This is a genomic window from Shewanella sp. AC91-MNA-CIBAN-0169, assembly GCF_040310165.1.
GTDB lineage: Bacteria > Pseudomonadota > Gammaproteobacteria > Enterobacterales > Shewanellaceae > Shewanella.
The window spans coordinates 61191-79285 of sequence record NZ_JBEOPM010000009.1; the positions used below are offsets into that span (position 1 = coordinate 61191).

An 18095-nucleotide genomic window follows, 5' to 3' on the forward strand; every position below is an offset into this window, starting at 1 on the left:
CATGGTCTTCCCTTATACCTTATCTGCGAATACTGGACGTTTTGCAGCACATCCAATCAAACCGTAATAACCAATAAATACGTAACATAACAGAGGTAGAATAAAGGCTAATTGAATGCCTAAACTGTCAGCTAACATGCCTTGTAATAATGGTAAAACAGCACCTCCGACAATGGCCAAGCATAAAATACCCGAACCTTGACTGGTGTGCTGTTTTAAATCTTGTAGCGCTAAACTGAAAATGGTTGGGAACATGATTGAATTACACAAGCCGACTAGCAACAATGCCCACATGGCAACGGTACCGGCACTCAACATGGCTGCTGCCACTAAAACACACGCACATAGCGCATTAAACGCGAGTACTTTGCCTGCGTTAATTTTTTGCATGACTGCAGCACCAATAAAGCGCCCAACCATCGCGCCACCAAAGTAGTAAGCAATGTAATGCGCAGCCTCCGATTCCGACACGCCGCCAATATCATCTTGAGTTAAAAAACTAATTAAAAAGCTGCCAATCCCTACTTCAGCGCCCACATAAACAAAAATACCCACGGCACCCAGCACCAAATGCGGGTATTGCCATGCGCTACCTTTTACAGCGGCATTAGACTGAGTGTCTCGTTTGCCCAGTAAAGGCAGTTTTAACAACATAAAAATGAATGCTAATACAAACAACGCACCCGCTAAAATAAGGTAAGGCGTTTGTACTGCAGAGGCTTGTTGCTGAATCGATAGCTGGCCAATCACTTCGCCAACCTCAGTGACTTTGCTGTCATGTTCAACGGTCGATAAAATTAACCAACTACCAAAAAATGGCGCCACCGTGGTGCCTAATGAATTAAATGCTTGGGTTAAGGTTAAACGAGACGATGCGGTTTCGGCTGGGCCTAATACGCTCACATATGGATTTGCTGATACTTGCAAGATGGTAATGCCCGAAGCCAGTACAAAAAAAGCAAATAAAAACATATTGTAAGAGCCATAACTGGCCGATGGATAGAACAGTAAACACCCTACACATGCAATAACCAATCCGGTAATAATACCTTTTTGATAACCAATTTTACCGACTAGGGCTCCTGCCGGAATAGACACAATAAAATAGGCTCCGAAAAAGCAGAACTGTACCAGCATTGCTTGGGTGTAATTAAGGTCGAACATGTTTTTTAAATAAGGGATTAAAATATCATTTAAACAGGTTAAAAAGCCCCACATAAAAAATAACGAGGTTAACGCTATCAAAGCAAAACGAAAGTTGCCTTGCTGGTGAGTCGAATCGGCATTTGCCAACTCAGGTTGAAGCGGTGAAGTCGCCATGACATTCCCTTATTGTTGTTAATAGTTATCTTGGGTTGCAGTACATAACGCCATTGAATGGATACCAATAATCTCACGCCAAGAGTTAATTCCCCGTAAACCCTAGACATTTGACTGGTGATCATTTCCACACTTGAGCAAGCAGATAAGCATTCAATAATTAACCAAATCAATTATTGACCTTTGGATAATTAATCACTAATCTCAATGTAAGCGCTTTCATTTTTAACATATCGATAACTGATGTCAACGATTTTTAAACGCGAGAGCTTATTTTTTACTGCGTATCTATCACGGCGCAAGGCCTTTTATCAGGGTATTTCAACGTAATAAGTTAGTCATAAAAATAGACACAATTAAATAATACTAAGTGAATTTAAATATGAAAATTATGTTACCAGCCGATTCTAAAATGCATTCAAAAGCGTTCACCTTTGGTGTGGCGACTGCTTCTTTTCAAATTGAAGGCGCAGTGGATTCTCGTCTTCCTTGTATATGGGATACCTTTTGTGCGACTCCAGGCAAAATTCGTGATGGTTCTGACGGTTCGCAAGCATGCGAGCATGTAAAGTTATGGCGTGAAGATGTCGATCTAATTGAATCGCTAGGCGTTGACGCCTACCGTTTATCGATTTCATGGCCACGCGTAATGCATAAAGATGGCAGCCTCAATCCGCAAGGTGTGACGTTTTATACCGACTTACTCGATGAATTAAATCGTCGTGGTATTAAAACCTTTGTGACCTTATACCATTGGGATTTACCACAACATATTGAAGATAATGGTGGTTGGTTAAATCGCGAAACGGCCTATTTATTTGCAGACTACGCCGACAAAATCACTCAGGCATTCGGTGACAGAGTCTATTCATATGCAACCTTTAACGAACCATTTTGCAGTTCTTACTTAGGTTACGAAATTGGCGTTCATGCGCCTGGATTAGCAACCAAAGCGTTCGGTCGTCAATCTGCACACCATTTATTATTGGCTCATGGTTTAGCCATGAAAGTATTGCAAAAAAACAGTCCTAATAGCCAAAATGGTATCGTACTTAACTTCACGCCTTGCTATAGCGCGACAGACTCTGCAGCAGATGTTAACGCCGCAAGTAAAGCCGATCAGTACTTTAATCAATGGTACATCAAACCACTGTTTGACCGTTGCTACCCTGACATTATTAATGACTTCGCCGCTGAAGATAAGCCCGTTATTGAACAAGGCGACTTTGATATTATTGCTCAACCTATCGACTTCTTAGGCATAAACTTTTACACCCGTGCGGTCTATAAAGCAGACCCAGTAAATGGCTTTAGCCAAATCGATATGGTCGACAAACCTAAAACAGATATTGGCTGGGAAATATACCCACAATCCTTCACCGACTTATTAACCTCTTTGCATGCACTTTATCCTTTACCGCCGATCTACATTACCGAAAACGGTGCGGCAATGGATGATAAATTGCAAGACGGTAAAGTGGATGATCAAGACAGACTCGAATACTATAACGCTCACTTAAATGCAGTAAATAATGCCATTGAACAAGGCGTTAATGTTGTAGGATATTTTGCGTGGAGTTTAATGGATAATTTTGAATGGGCTGAAGGCTATTTAAAACGTTTTGGGATTGTTTATGTTGATTATACAACTCAACAACGCACCCTGAAAGCCAGCGCCTATGCGTATCGAGAATTTATAAACTTAAGAAAATAATATGTTAACCAGATAAAGCCGTTGTATAAAACGGCTTTGTTCTATTCAAACAGTTGCATCATTTTAACAAATAACAACAATTGAGGCATGTATGATAAGCACCAGAGAAAAAATAGCTTACGGGCTCGGGGACACTGCCAGTAATATTGTTTTCCAAACTGTTATGCTGTTTTTAACCTTTTTCTATACCGACATTTTCGGTATTTCGCCAGCATTTGTCGGCACCATGTTTCTAGCTGTACGCTTAATTGATGCGGTCACCGACCCATTGATGGGCGCGTTGGCAGATAGAACCAATACCCGTTGGGGTAAGTTTAGACCCTACCTATTATGGTTTGCCCTACCCTTTGGTTTTATCAGTGTTTTAGCCTTTACTACTCCTGATTTAACTGAAGACGGCAAAATGATTTATGCCTTCGTTACTTATACCGCACTCATGATGGTCTACACCGCCATTAATATCCCATATTGTGCATTAGGCGGCGTGTTAACAGCCGACCCAAAAGAGCGAGTGTCAGTACAATCTTACCGTTTTGTATTTGCAATGCTCGGTGGTTTATTGGTGTCAGGTTTAACCTTACCCCTAGTCGAATTTTTAGGTGAAGGCGATCAAGCCAAAGGTTACCAACTGACTATTGCCGCCATGAGCGTTTTGGGTGTTGCGATGTTTCTTGCCTGTTTTTGGGGTACTAAAGAGCGTTTACACCCGCCAGCGGATCAACAGTCTAGCTTTAAAAAAGACTTTACCGATATGCTCAAAAATGACCAATGGCGTGTGTTAGCTATTGCGGCAGTGTGTTTATTATCAGGCATGGTGTTACGCACTAGCTTAGCGATTTACTACGTTAAATATTTCCTTAACATGCCGGACTCCATCACCCTATTTATCACTCTGGGTATGGTTGGTAATATATTTGGTTGTATTTTAGCTGAGCCTTTGGCTAAACGCTTTTGTAAGGTCAAAGCTTATATCACTTTGCAACTGCTTGCGGCAGCGATGTGTGTAGTGAGCTACTTTGTACCTAGCGATCAAGTCGTGCTCGCCTTTGGAATGTTTATTATCTGGGGCTTTACGTTCAACATGGCCACCCCATTACTTTGGGCAAAAATGGCTGATGTTGTCGATTATGGCCAATATAAAAATGGCGTACGCATTACCGGGATGATTTATTCCTCAGTGATTTTCTTTATCAAACTGGGTGTTGCCATTGGTGGTGCTTCTGCGGGGTGGTTATTAGCAGGTTATGGTTATCAGCCTGATACCATGCAAACGGAGCATACTCAGCAAGGTATATTATTATCATTCACTATTTACCCTGCGATTGGATCTTTAGTCGTGGCTTTTGTAATGCGCTGGTACACTTTAGATAATCAAAAAGTGGACCAAATTCACTTAGAATTAAATAGAGAAGCAAAATAAAAGCATGTTAATCTTGGAGCCATGTGCTCCAAGACGGCTTTTTAATACTCATTATATGGCAACTATTTACGATGTATCAGTGATGGCTGGTGTGTCTCTGGCGACTGTGTCCCGAGTCATGAACAACAACACCAAAGTAAGCGATAAAACCAAACAAAAAGTACTCGATGCAATGAAAGCGTTAGGTTACCGGCCTAATACGATTGCACAGTCACTCGCCTCGAACTGTTCAAACAGTGTCGGGGTTTTGGTGTCTCAGCTTGACGGTCCTTTTTACGGTCCCATGATGACCGAAATTGAAACAGCCCTTAGAACAGCTAACAAGCACGTGATTATTGCTGCTGGTCATAGTGACGAGAAACAAGAGAAAGAAGGGGTTGAGTTTTTAATGAGTCGCGGCTGTGATGCCCTTATTTTGGACATTGAGGCTGTATCAGACGATTACCTAATCGAGCTCAGTAAAGGTTCAACGCCGGTGGTATTTATTAACCGCTATATCGACGCTATCAAAGAACGCTGTGTTTATCTTGAAAATGAACAAGGTGGCTTCATGGCTACCGAGCACATTTTATCACTTGGCCATAAAGATATCGCATACATTTCAGGGCCATTGTTTAAGCTCGATGTGAGAGATCGCCTAAAAGGACATAAACGAGCATTGCAACAATACAATATCGATTTTGATGACACCCTTTGCGTTGAAAGTGACTTTAAAGAAGCTGGCGGTTGTGAAGCGATGGAACGTTTATTGTCGATGAACAAACCGATCACAGCTGTAGTGTGTGCTAATGATCAGATGGCCTCAGGCGCTATTGCAGTGTGTTTAGAGCATGGATTGCGTGTTCCGGAAGATATTTCATTTATCGGTTACGATAATATCCCTTTCCCGCAATATATTTCACCTAAATTATCTACCGTCAGTAACCCCATTAACGAGATGGGTAAAATGGCCGCTCGCTGGGTACTTCGACAAGTTTACAACAATAAAGACGTGGTAATTGAACGCTCATTTCAGCCAGAATTATTTATTCGTGATTCAGCCAAAGCAGTTAACCTAAAAAGTCAATAACCTGAATTTACAAGACAGATAACATGAGCATATATCATTAATTGTTCATGTTATTTAGCAACGGTATTGGCTCATAATGCAGTCGCTATTAGCTAATACAGCAACTATCAACGAGTGTAATAACTATTAACATTTGATTTTTGATACGACCCACTAATAAAAAGCAAACCTCTCACATATTCACCGCTAACATAACACTTAGTATTTAAGTGAAACTCCAATACCTGCTCACGACTGACATTATTACGATTACCTGAGCTAGGTGATTACTGGCATGTTCAAGTCACTTATCAGCTCCCCTTTTCACCAGACAATATAATAGTCCAACGTATCTAACATTCAATGTAACACCTTCACCACCATTGTTGCTTTCACAAGGTATCTATATTGAACGAGCCAGCGCTGATGATAGTAATAGGATGAAGTCAAAGGCGTGAGTATTAACCCTATTGATTGACAACCATGCCACCCAAATAGATGACAACACCTTAGCTTATGCCTCTGAGCACACCTTATTCGAGCCCAATAGTAAGATAAGTCATAAATATAATTGGTAACAATCTAACCCACAAAAGAAAGCGCTTACATTTTAGCGCGGAAATAAATATTAAATTAAAAATGTTTAAAAACAATGGATAACAATATTTAGTATAAAAAAATCTACATCTGAGTTAATGAAATGTAATAATTCGAACTTGTTTTTGTTGACTGCGGTCACATTTTACACTAGTTTTATGTAAGCGCTTACATTAGATGTTTTATAACCCTACAATTATAAATAATGATTACTGCGTGGATAGAGAATTAAAAAAACGATTTGCGCCTAACCCGCAATATTGAGAGAAGTAAAATCTAGTCAATGGGGATTTCCTAGATGAAAACAACAAAATTTACAAAAACTAAGCTTGCGACCAGTTTATCGCTAGTGCTTGGTGTGAGCAGTATGTTACCAGCCTATGCTGCTGATGAAGCAAGTGAAGAAAATATCGAAGTAATATCGGTTACTGGTATTCGTGGCAGTTTAATTAAATCAATGGATGTGAAACGTTCATCAAGTGGAGTCGTTGACTCTATTTCAGCTGAAGACATTGGTAAGTTTCCTGACACCAACCTAGCGGAATCGTTACAGCGTATTACTGGTGTATCGATTGACCGTTCTAACGGTGAAGGCAGTAAAGTATCCGTGCGTGGTTTTGGTCCAGACTACAACTTGATCACCCTCAATGGTCGTCAAATGCCTGTGACTACAGGTTCGCGCTCATTTGATTTTGCTAACATCGCTTCTGAAAGTATCAGTGGTGTTGAAGTACACAAAACTAGCCAAGCTTCAGATTCAACCGGTGGTATTGGTTCTACTATTGATATCTTAACGCATAAGCCATTCAGCTCTCCGGGCTTAAAAGCCACATTTGGTGTAAAAGCAGTTGATGATCAATCAACCGATAATGGCTCAGTTACCCCTGAGTTATCTGGTTTATACTCAAACACGTTTGCTGATGATAAATTTGGTATTTCACTCTCGGCCAGTTATCAAGAGCGTGAAAGTGGCAACCAACAAGCACAGGTCGGCACCGGCTGGCGTAGCTTCCCAGGTTCTGCTGACAACAGTGATTGGGGCGGCGTTGCTAAAGACAGCACCCAAGTTAATCGTCCTGGTGATAGCGATATTTATTCAGTTCCGCAAACCACTGTTTATCGTTTTGAAGAACAACAACGTACCCGTACTAACGGCCAGTTAGTATTGCAGTACAGCCCTGTTGATAGCGTAGTCGCAAGCTTAGATTATACCTACATGCGTAACGACATCGACACTCAATCGAATGACGTATCAGCATGGTTTAACTTCGTTCCGTCTGAAAACGTATGGTCTGATGGCCCTATCGCCTCACCACTTATTTATTCTGAAACTTATGGTTCACCTGCTGATTTATCTATGGCGGCTGGTGATTATGGCGTACGTAACGAAAGTGGTTCCTTAGGTTTTAACCTTGAGTGGCAAGCAACAGATAACTTAAAGCTGACATTTGATGCGCACAACTCGGTCGCGGAAAACAAACCAAACAACCTTTATGGTTCAAACAACAATTTAAGTACTGCAGCGTTTGTGCGTACCAGCGCGGCAACTGACTTTAGCGGTGACTTACCAGTGCTTGCTGTTGGTGGTGGTAATGCAGTGACACCTGCAGACATGATGCTTACCGGTTCTGTTTTTGGTAACGCACGTAATAAGTCTGAAATTGATCAATACCAATTTGACGGTGAATACTTATTTGAAGATGCTGGCAGCATTGACTTTGGTGTTGCGTTAACGAACGTAAACAATCACTCACAAAGCGTCAACGTTCAGCGTAACGATTGGGGTGGAGTAGGCTCTGCAGGTGACTTTGAAGACGCATGGTTCCCAGTTGACACCATTCATGACAAATTTGACGCCAATGGCGGTGACTTCTCACTTTCAGACGGTAACTTCGATGTTTTAGATACCATTTTCATGTGGGACTTTGCGTCAGTACGTGATTTTGCAGCAGCAAACTATGCTTCTGCAGTAAGCGGTGATTGTGGTAATGGCTTCTGCCCTTCAACAAACTATGCAGCTGAAACAGACCGTTACACTGAAGAGGAATCACAAGCCGTTTATGTACAGTACAACTACGATAATGAAATTGCCGGCATGCCATATGACGTGCATTTCGGACTTCGTTATGAGCAAACTGATGTCACCTCGACCGCAGCCGTTGCTGGTTATGATGGCGCAAATTGGATTGCTGAAACTGAAATTGCATTAGTGGGTACTGGTGAGCAAGTTTTTGAAACCAAAACCGGTGATTACGACTACTTACTACCAAGCTTTAACTTCAATATTGAAGTGGTAGAAGATGTCATGCTCCGTGCAGCATACAGCGAAACTATTGGTCGTCCTAGCTACACAGATATTCAAGGCGGTACGGTATTAGCGACCCTTGCCAATCGTAGTAATGGTGGTGGTTCTGCAGGTAACCCTACATTATTGCCGCTCGAGTCTGAAAATATCGACTTCTCGGCAGAGTGGTATTACGCGCCATCGAGCTACGTGTCTGTAGGATACTTCCGTAAAGACACTAAGAACTTTATCAGTTCTGAAACAGTTAAAACCACTAACGGCATTTATAACCCAGCATCTGGTGATTTATATAAAGCTGCTGTGGCCGCAACGGGGACAACTGAAGCTGGCGCAGTTCGTGATTATATTTTCGCAAATTATGCTGATAATGCTGCTGTAGATGCCACCAATCAAATTATTAGCGGCAGTGCAGCTAATAATGATGAATTGTTGAACTTTAATATTTCAACGCCATCAAATAGCTCTAATAACTCAGTCATTGATGGTTGGGAGTTTGCGGCTCAACACTTCTTCGGCGAAAGCGGATTTGGTGTAATAGCCAACTACACCTTGGTTGATAGTGATCAGGCTTACGACAACTTCTCATTTGATGCACAGTCAGCATTAATCGGTATCAGTGACACTGCTAATGCGGTATTGGTGTACGAGAATTATGGTTTCCAAGCTCGTATCGCATACAACTGGCGTGATGAGTTCTTAAACTCTACAGGTCAAGGTACTGGCGCTAACCCACAGTACACAGAAGCTTACTCGCAAATCGATTTGTCTGTTAGTTATGATGTCGAATCTGTTGAAGGCTTAACCGTGTTTTTCGAAGGACTTAACATTACTGAAGAGTACATCCGTGTTCACGGTCGTGCAGAAGAGCAAGTGTTAAACCTAACCGAAACCGGCGCTCGTTATAGTTTAGGTGCTCGCTACACTTTCTAGCCTATAGCCTATAGCGTAATGCAATAGTCATTGAGTGATATTTCGGCTAATACCCCAGTGTTAAACGGAATTCACTCAAGTTCCCTTTCAGGTCGTTGAGGTGCCAGCCTTTGTCACCTCCTTTTATTGCAACATATTGAGTAACAAGGACGTTACTATTTTTTACGCCTAGTTGTTTGAAACCATACACGCAAAACATAAAAAAACTATTACTTGAATGTGCTGACATTTTATTGAATGCTAGTTAATGTGTTCTTTAAGCAATCAGATTTTTAGATTCATCAGAATAAAAATAATAATCACGCCAAAAGCGTAGGTAAAGATGATGCAAAAACCAATAACCGAAATAGTCATCGTTGGAGGCGGTACCGCTGGTTGGATAACTGCCGGTTTGTTGGCCGCTGAACATAATGTTGATAAAGGTGTTTTAGCTCAGTCTCCCAAACTCAATATTACTTTAATCGAATCACCGGATGTGGCCACTATTGGCGTAGGTGAAGGCACTTGGCCTTCAATGCGCTCAACCCTGAGCAAAATTGGTATCGATGAGAACGACTTTATTCGCCAATGTGATGCTAGCTTTAAACAGGGCTCTCGGTTTATCAATTGGTGTGCAGACCCACAAAGCAAGGTCACTGACAGCTATTTACATCCATTTAGTTTGCCCCACGGTCACCAAGAACTCGACTTATGCCAATATTGGCTGCCTCATGCCGAACAAGTCAGCTTTGCCGAAGCCGTTTGTAGCCAGCAAGTATTAACTCAGCTTGGTTTAGCCCCCAAAAGCATTGCCACTGCTCAGTATCATTTTCAAAATAACTACGGCTACCACCTTAATGCCGCTAAGTTTAGTCAGTTACTCACAGAGCATTGCACTCAAAAACTCGGCGTCACCCATATTCGCGACCATGTCAGTCAAATTATTAATAACGATCATGGCGACATCGACAAGCTGATCACTAAACAACATGGCGAAATCAGTGGCCAGTTATTTATCGACTGCACCGGCGCAAAATCTCTACTGTTAGGTGAACACTTGCAAGTGCCTTTTTTATGTCAAAAATCGGTGCTTTTTAATGATCGCGCACTAGCGATACAAGTCCCCTACACTGATGCAAATAGCTCTATTGCGTCTTGCACACACTCAACTGCACAGTCAAACGGTTGGATTTGGGATATAGGCCTACCAACGCGTAAAGGTGTCGGCTATGTATATTCATCAAGCCATACCAATGACATAGATGCACAGCAAACATTGTTTAATTATCTCGGTGTTGATGGCGCTGCAGCTGACAAATTGGAACCGAGACAACTGACGATTAACCCTGGGTATCGTGCTAAATGCTGGCAAAATAACTGTATTGCTATCGGGATGGCAGCAGGCTTTATCGAACCACTAGAAGCGTCGGCTTTGGCATTAATCGAATGGACTGCGTCTACCTTAGCCCAACAATTACCACCCAATCGTATGGTGATGGACACGATTGCTACGCGTGTTAACGAGCGCTATCAACTACACTGGCAACAAATTATCGACTTTTTAAAGCTGCATTATGTGATAAGCCGACGTGAAGCTGATGGTTATTGGCGTGACCATCGTGAGTCAAACTCAATCCCCGACAGCTTACAAGCCATGCTCGAATTATGGCGTTATCAAACACCGAGCCAACAAGATATTAGTTATAAAGAAGCCTTATTTCCGGCAGCCAGTTTTCAATATGTACTTTATGGCATGGGCTATAACACCCAATTGCCCAATCATGTGAAACCGTCAATGCAACAATTGGCACAGCGACTGTTTAATGACAATCAACAGCGCACCCAAGCGCTTGCTAAAAACCTGCCGAGTAATCGCGAGTTACTCGATAAAGTTGCGCAATATGGTTTCCCTAAGCTTTAAGACATGACATAAATAATCACGATAACAACGCAAATAAGATTACAGACAAAATTCACGTACAATAATCATAAAAATACGACGTATTTGAACGAACAAGATAGGACATCAAAATGAGCCAACATGTATTACTAAACAGTATTGAACATAAAGACGTAAAAGTGATGACTCATCGCTCTGCTGCACTAGGCGATAACCTTTGGTATAGCGTGACATTTCCGCAAGAGTTTCGCAGCGTGCAAGCCCACTACCCGATCTTTTTTCATAAAGATACTGCCACAGGTCAGTTTTACGCGGTGGCACTATTTGGTTTTCAGCAAAATGATAACGTGTTTTTAAGTGAACAAGGCTGGAGCGCATCATACGTGCCGCTTACTGTGCGTCGCCAACCTTTTTTAATCGGTCAACAAACCGTACTTGAAGACGGTGTAGAACGTCAGCAACGCGTTATTCATGTGGACTTAGACCACCCTAGAGTCAGCGAAACCGAAGGTGAAGCATTATTTTTACCTTACGGCGGTAACACGCCATTACTCGATGAAGTCGGCGAAATTCTTGAGGTCATACATCATGGTTTACAAGATGGTCAACGCTTTGTCGATGCCTTGATTGAACATCAATTGCTGGAATCATTCACTTTAGATATTGAGTTAGACAACGGTCAAAAAAATCAGATGATCGGTTTTTATACCATCAATGAAGAAACCTTAGCCGGATTGTCTGCTGACGCATTAGCAAAGCTGCACCAGCAAGGTTACTTGCAAGCCATTTACATGACATTAGCCTCGCAAAGCAATGTAAGAGACTTACTTAACCTCAAGAATGCGCAAGGTTAATAGTGATGACAACGGTCAAAACACTGCAGCAAGTCGAACGTATCAATGAATGTACATTAGAGAACGTCATAGACTTAATCCGTGATGCAGACAAACCCATGGTATTTAAAGGGCTGTGTCGCCATTGGCCGTTGGTCCAGGCAGGATTAGAGTCGGCACAAAGTGCGATGACTTACCTGCGACAGTTTTATCAAGGCATGCCAGTAACTGCGTATTATTTACCGCCAGAGCAACAGGGTAGAGTGTTTTACAATGAAAAACTTGATGGTTTTAATTATCAAGCCGGCCGATTGGACTTTAATCAGCTGCTAGACCGATTAAGCCAAGAAATGATTAAAGACATGCCTGCGGGAATGTACATGGGCTCGACCGATATCCACCAATGTTTACCCGGTTTAGGGGCACAAAACAGTTTAGATTTAGCGCCCATGCAACCGTTAACCAGCATCTGGCTGGGCAATCAAACCAAGGTGGCTGCTCATTATGACTTTCCGCTAAATCTGGCGTGTAACGTGGTTGGTAAGCGTACCTTTACCCTATTCCCACCCGAGCAAATTAGTAATTTGTATGTTGGCCCCATGGAACTGGCACCCGGTGGCCAAGACATCAGTCTCGTTGATATGGCGAACCCCGACTTTGAACGTTTCCCGCGTTTTCAGCAGGCATTAGACGCCAGCCTAACAGCAGAGCTAAGCCCTGGTGATGTGTTATTTATTCCCAGCATGTGGTGGCACCATGTTCGTGGCGTCGATGACTTTAACGTACTCATTACCCACTGGTGGCGCGATACTCCTGGCTTTTTAGGCCGCCCTAACAATGCCTTATTGCACAGTATATTAAGCTTACGCTCTCTGCCTAAAGCTCAGCGCCAAGCATGGAAATCGATATTCGAACACTACATTTTCGATCATGACGATGTTGATGACAGTCATATTCCCGACAATGTGAAAGGCATGCAAACTAAGCCATTAGACGAATTAACGGCCCGCAAAATACGTGCAGACTTAATCAATAAATTAAAACGATAATGCTGAACACAGCAAGATATCAAGCCAAACAGGATGCTCAAGATGAATAAATCAATCAAAAAAGTTGTCATTGCCGGTGGTGGAACCGCAGGTTGGATGGCCGCAGCCGCCTTTAGCAAACTGTTGGGCAAAAATCTTGAAATTGTATTAGTAGAATCTGACGAAATTGGTACTGTTGGTGTCGGTGAAGCCACTATTCCAACCTTGCATATTTTCCATCGTTTACTTGGGTTAAAAGAGCAAGACGTTATGGCAGCCACTAATGCCACCTTCAAACTCGGTATCCAGTTTGAAAACTGGCATGACGTCAACAAAGACTACCTGCATTCATTTGGCTTTTTAGGTAAAGACTGCTGGGCTTGTGGCTTTCAGCACTTTTGGCTTAAAGGCAAGCAACAAGGCCTAGTCAGTGACATTGGCGACTATTGCACCGAGCATTTAGCTGCTCGCCAAGGCCGATTTGCCGTATTACCCAATCAAGACTACAACCATGCTTACCATATGGATGCGAGCCTTTACGCTAAATTTTTACGTAAATTTGCCGAGCACCATGGCATGACCCGCATCGAAGGTAAAATAGCCGACGTATTACAACACGACGACACGGGTAATATCCGCGCGTTAAAGCTTGAAAATGGCGCGTTAATTGAAGGCGATTTATTTATCGACTGCACCGGATTTAAAGCGTTGCTTATTGAGCAAACCTTAAACACTGGCTTTGAAGATTGGAGCCACTGGTTACCGTGTGACAGTGCGATAGCAGTACAAACTGAAGCGGTTCAAAAACCAATTCCATATACTCGCTCGATTGCCCGAGAGTCTGGTTGGCAATGGCGTATTCCGTTGCAAACCCGCACCGGCAATGGTTTAGTGTTTTGCAGTAAATACATTTCTGATGCTGATGCGACTGAATTATTGCTCAATAACATTGAAGGCGCGCCGATCAATCAACCACGGGTGATTAAGTTTAAAACGGGTACTCGTCGTCAACATTGGAACAAAAACTGTGTAGCAATAGGGTTAGCTGCCGGCTTTTTAGAGCCATTAGAGTCCACCAGCATTCATATGATCCAACGCAGCATAGTGCGCCTATTACAGCTGTTCCCGTCGCAAGGCATTATAGATACCGATATTGCTGAATTCAATCAACAAACTAAAGTTGAAATGGATAACATTCGCGACTTTATTATTTTGCATTACAAGGTCACTGATCGCGAAGACAGTCGCTTTTGGCGTTACTGTAAAAACATGCCAATTCCAGCTTCATTACAACATCGTATTGACATGTTCAGCCAATCAGGCAAAGTCTATAAATACGGCAATGAATTGTTTGGTGAAAGCTCGTGGATACAAGTGATGATGGGCCAAGGCTTAATGCCAAAAGAATATCATCCTATTGTCGACATGATGGACGAAGCGGAATTAACCAGCTTTTTAAACAGCATTAAAGCAACGGTAAAACGTAAAGTTGATACCTTGCCAGCGCACCATGATTTTGTGCAGCATTACTGTAAATCAGCCAGCATGTAAGGTTGTAACATGACAACCGACTCATCGAACAACCAAACGATATCAAGCAAGAGTATTATCAAGGTGGGGCCATTTACGCCCCACATTGAGTTTATTGGCCTACAGCAAACGCCGGTGATTATCATTGATGACTTTGGCGCTGATCTTTCGCCGCTAATCGATATTGCGATAGATGATAGTCAATTTAATCAAGACCAAGGTTCATACTATCCAGGGCAGCGCGCACCGCTGCCCAAGCAATATGTAATCGACGTGATTAATGCGGTATACCAGTTAATATATGATACCTACAAGGTGTCACACTCGTTACGCATAAAGCCCCAACAATGCGTGTTTTCGGTTATCGACAAGCCTGCAAAACGTTTATTGCCGCTGCAATGCATGCCACACTTTGACACCCCAGACCCGCACTATTTTGCGATTCTGCACTATCTCAATGATGGTGCTCATGGGGATACTGGATTTTTTCGCCATAACGCCACGCAATATGAACAGATAACACCACACAACATTGACCATTACTTTAATCAGGCACAGCCGGTTGTCGATGCACAACAAGCGCTGACGCCTGATTATGTGGTCGATAGTAATGATCACTACACCCTTTATCATCAGGTTCAATATCGGCCAAATCGTTTAGTCATATATCCCGGTAACCTACTCCACTCGACGTTAGTCAACCCAGCAACCGACATCGACAGCAGTCCTAAAACAGGACGACTAACCGCGAATATCTTTATCAATTTCAAATAACACAGGGACCTCGTTATGGCTAAGCCACAGCACGGCAACATCTCGTCAAATAATAAAAAGAAAGCGCTTACAGCATGTGTTTCATCACTTATATGCTTAGGTGTCAGCCACGCTGCACTGGCGGCACACCCAACGATTACCCCACAAACCTTACATGCATTAACGGTGTTACCAGATAATGAAAAGCTGCGTATTGGCAATCGTATCAGCCAAGTCGAAGATGACATTAACCGCTTATTACCTCAATTAACCTTAGAGGAAAAAGTGTCATTAGTGCATGCTGCGGGCAAGTTTCACATACCTGCTATTGAGCGCGTAGGCATACATGAAATGTGGATGTCAGACGGCCCACACGGTGTGCGCTATGAGATCGATCGCAACTCATGGGCACCCGCAGGATGGACTAACGATTACTCAACTTATTTACCGCCATTAACTGCCATCGCCGCCAGTTGGGATCTCAACATGGCCACGCTGCACGGCAATGTGCTTGGCGCCGAAGCACGTCATCGCAATAAAGATCTTATTTTGGGCCCTGGTGTAAACCTCGCGCGCCTACCGTTATATGGGCGTAACTTTGAATACATGGGTGAAGACCCATTTTTAGCAGCTAGCTTAGTAGTGCCCGAAATTAAAGCGATTCAGGCCAATGATGTCGGCGCCACCGTAAAGCATTATGCCCTTAATACCCAAGAGCTAAACCGCACAAAAGTCAATGCAACACCTGATGAGCGCACCTTGCGTGAAGTGTATTTACCAGCATTTGAAGCGGCGGTAAAACAAGCCAACGTACATGCCATTATGGGCGCCTATAACGAATTTAGAGGCACTAACGCCAATCAGAGCGAGCACTTAGTCAATACTATCTTAAAAGGCGAATGGGGCTTTCAAGGGGTGCTACTTACCGACTGGAACGTCGACATCAACACTTATGATGCCGCCATGAACGGCCTTGATATCGAAATGGGCACAGATGTCGCTGATTTTGACGATTACTTTATGGCAAAACCGCTACTCGAGATGCTTAACGCTGGCAAAGTACCAGTATCGGTACTTGATGATAAAGTCCGCCGTATTTTACGGGTGCAACTCAGCATCGGCATGATGGATAAACACCGTTTATCCGGCGAGCGTAACACTCAAGCTCACCGTGATGATGCTCGCACACTTGCTGCCAATGGCATTGTATTACTTAAAAACGATAACAAGGTATTACCGCTTCACGCTGACAAACTTAAACATGTCTTGGTACTTGGTCCCAATGCTGATAAACGCCATGGATTTGGTGGCGGCTCATCAGAAGTTAAAGCACTCTACGAAATCAGCCCATTAGCCGGTTTAAAAGCCAAACTGGGTGACAAGGTCGACATTCAACTAATGCGTCCAGCCAGCAGCCAGTTTATGCCGATACCCAATGACTATCTCACCACTCGTCATTGGACAGGCACGCCATCGTGGCAAATTAATTATTACAATGACAACAAAATGACCCAGCTCGCCAGTGAATCATGGATAGCCGATCCGCAATTTAATGCCAAAGGCCAAAAACAGTTTGTCGATATTAAAGCCAACATCAAACCTCTTGAAACGGGCAGCCACAGTTTTAACATAAAAGCTGACGGCCAAGTGGCATTGTACATTAACGATACACAGCTGATCGCCAGCACCCAAGCAAACCAAGGACATGTTATCAGTAAAGCCATGACCTTAACTGCTGGTGAGACTTACGCGGTGAGCTTACGTTACCAAGGCGACAAGCAAGCAACCTTAGGCTGGGAAACACCCAACAGTTTGTACAATACCGAACAAGAGTATTTAGCCGCAGCTAAAAAAGCCGATGCGGTGATCTACTTTGGCGGCTTAAGTCATGCTGATGACCGCGAGTCTATCGACAGACCTGACATGGTATTGCCTGGCCAACAAGATGAGGTCATCGCCAAACTGCTCAAAGTGAATCCAAATACTGTGGTGTTTATGATTGGCGGTTCTGCGGTAGAAATGCCGTGGGCAGATAACGCTAAAGCGGTTGTGTGGGGCTGGTATAGCGGTATGGAAGCCGGTAATGCTTACGCGGATATGTTATTGGGCAATCAAAACCCTAGCGGTAAAATGCCAATTACCTTACCGAAAAAGCTCACCGACACTGCGCCAATAGCGTTAAACGATTACAACGCCACTGAATCACTTTATAGCGAAGGGGTATTTATTGGTTATCGCTGGTTTGAACAGCAAAATATTGCACCGTTATTTGCCTTTGGCCATGGCTTGTCTTATAGCCAATTTGATTACAGCAACATCCGTCTTTCAAGCGCTGACATGGCAAATAATGACATGACAAATGATGACATTGCAGGCAATGAAACTATCACCGTTACTGTCGATGTCACTAACACCAGTAAAGTCGATGGTGCCGAGGTAGTGCAATTGTATTTGCACGACGTTAAAGCCAGCGTACCGCGTCCCGCAAAAGAGCTAAAAGGCTTTGATAAGTTATGGTTAAAGGCAGGTGAAACCAAAACAGCTAGCTTTACGCTAACCCAACGCGACTTATCGTTTTGGGACGTTAACACTAATAATTGGTTAGCCGAATCAGGCCAGTTTGAAGTGATGATTGGCGCATCGGTTGCCGACATTCGTTTGCGTAAACGCTTTGACTATCAACATAAAGCCAAACCTTAGCGGTTCAACTTAGTCTCTTATAACCCAACAACTGCCTG

At 43.0% G+C, this 18095-nt stretch carries 11 protein-coding genes; 10 read left to right on the forward strand and 1 reads right to left on the reverse strand.

All coding sequences use genetic code 11. From position 1 onward, the window contains the following. Nucleotides 1–12: 12 nt before the first annotated feature. A complete protein-coding gene (gene fucP, locus AAEY98_RS09830) occupies nt 13–1320 on the reverse strand; it encodes an L-fucose:H+ symporter permease (RefSeq protein WP_101086669.1) in 1308 nt (435 codons plus the stop codon). Nucleotides 1321–1702: 382 nt separating this feature from the next. Between fucP and AAEY98_RS09835 the strand changes: the two genes are divergently transcribed. The 10 genes from AAEY98_RS09835 (at nt 1703) to AAEY98_RS09880 (ending at nt 18057) form a co-directional block, all read left to right on the forward strand. Further along, entirely contained in the window at nt 1703–3034 is a 1332-nt protein-coding gene (locus tag AAEY98_RS09835) for a GH1 family beta-glucosidase (protein WP_182744528.1), read from the forward strand. 91 nt (nt 3035–3125) lie between these two features. Then, nucleotides 3126–4454 (forward strand): glycoside-pentoside-hexuronide (GPH):cation symporter, encoded by a 1329-nt coding sequence (locus AAEY98_RS09840; protein ID WP_162023476.1) that lies wholly within the window; start codon nt 3126–3128, stop codon nt 4452–4454. A gap of 55 nt (nt 4455–4509) precedes the next feature. Next, entirely contained in the window at nt 4510–5523 is a 1014-nt protein-coding gene (locus tag AAEY98_RS09845; RefSeq protein ID WP_101086666.1) for a LacI family DNA-binding transcriptional regulator, read from the forward strand. A gap of 874 nt (nt 5524–6397) precedes the next feature. Then, nucleotides 6398–9334, forward strand: a complete 2937-nt coding sequence (locus tag AAEY98_RS09850) for a TonB-dependent receptor (RefSeq protein ID WP_351016635.1) — start codon at nt 6398–6400, stop codon at nt 9332–9334. 322 nt (nt 9335–9656) lie between these two features. Next, on the forward strand, nt 9657–11234 hold the full coding sequence (locus tag AAEY98_RS09855) for a tryptophan halogenase family protein (protein WP_351016638.1): 1578 nt from the start codon (nt 9657–9659) through the stop codon (nt 11232–11234). Nucleotides 11235–11344: 110 nt separating this feature from the next. Continuing rightward, entirely contained in the window at nt 11345–12067 is a 723-nt protein-coding gene (locus AAEY98_RS09860) for a SapC family protein (protein ID WP_101086663.1), read from the forward strand. Between the two features lie 5 nt (nt 12068–12072). Beyond that, nucleotides 12073–13095: a cupin-like domain-containing protein gene (locus AAEY98_RS09865; protein WP_101086662.1), complete on the forward strand. Its 1023-nt coding sequence runs from the start codon at nt 12073–12075 to the stop codon at nt 13093–13095. A gap of 42 nt (nt 13096–13137) precedes the next feature. Continuing rightward, a complete protein-coding gene (locus AAEY98_RS09870) occupies nt 13138–14625 on the forward strand; it encodes a tryptophan halogenase family protein (protein ID WP_351016642.1) in 1488 nt (495 codons plus the stop codon). Between the two features lie 9 nt (nt 14626–14634). After that, nucleotides 14635–15378, forward strand: coding sequence for a DUF6445 family protein (locus AAEY98_RS09875; RefSeq protein ID WP_351016645.1), 744 nt, complete (start codon nt 14635–14637; stop codon nt 15376–15378). A gap of 15 nt (nt 15379–15393) precedes the next feature. Then, a complete protein-coding gene (locus AAEY98_RS09880; protein WP_351016648.1) occupies nt 15394–18057 on the forward strand; it encodes a glycoside hydrolase family 3 C-terminal domain-containing protein in 2664 nt (887 codons plus the stop codon). The last annotated feature ends 38 nt before the right edge of the window (nt 18058–18095 follow it).

What these genes read in the sequence shown, in the direction of transcription:
- fucP (WP_101086669.1), bottom strand. Translation starts at nt 1,320, where the DNA reads ATGGCGACTTCACCGCTTCAACCTGAGTTGGCAAATGCCGATTCGACT.
- AAEY98_RS09835 (WP_182744528.1), top strand. Translation starts at nt 1,703, where the DNA reads ATGAAAATTATGTTACCAGCCGATTCTAAAATGCATTCAAAAGCGTTC.
- AAEY98_RS09840 (WP_162023476.1), top strand. Translation starts at nt 3,126, where the DNA reads ATGATAAGCACCAGAGAAAAAATAGCTTACGGGCTCGGGGACACTGCC.
- AAEY98_RS09845 (WP_101086666.1), top strand. Translation starts at nt 4,510, where the DNA reads ATGGCAACTATTTACGATGTATCAGTGATGGCTGGTGTGTCTCTGGCG.
- AAEY98_RS09850 (WP_351016635.1), top strand. Translation starts at nt 6,398, where the DNA reads ATGAAAACAACAAAATTTACAAAAACTAAGCTTGCGACCAGTTTATCG.
- AAEY98_RS09855 (WP_351016638.1), top strand. Translation starts at nt 9,657, where the DNA reads ATGATGCAAAAACCAATAACCGAAATAGTCATCGTTGGAGGCGGTACC.
- AAEY98_RS09860 (WP_101086663.1), top strand. Translation starts at nt 11,345, where the DNA reads ATGAGCCAACATGTATTACTAAACAGTATTGAACATAAAGACGTAAAA.
- AAEY98_RS09865 (WP_101086662.1), top strand. Translation starts at nt 12,073, where the DNA reads ATGACAACGGTCAAAACACTGCAGCAAGTCGAACGTATCAATGAATGT.
- AAEY98_RS09870 (WP_351016642.1), top strand. Translation starts at nt 13,138, where the DNA reads ATGAATAAATCAATCAAAAAAGTTGTCATTGCCGGTGGTGGAACCGCA.
- AAEY98_RS09875 (WP_351016645.1), top strand. Translation starts at nt 14,635, where the DNA reads ATGACAACCGACTCATCGAACAACCAAACGATATCAAGCAAGAGTATT.
- AAEY98_RS09880 (WP_351016648.1), top strand. Translation starts at nt 15,394, where the DNA reads ATGGCTAAGCCACAGCACGGCAACATCTCGTCAAATAATAAAAAGAAA.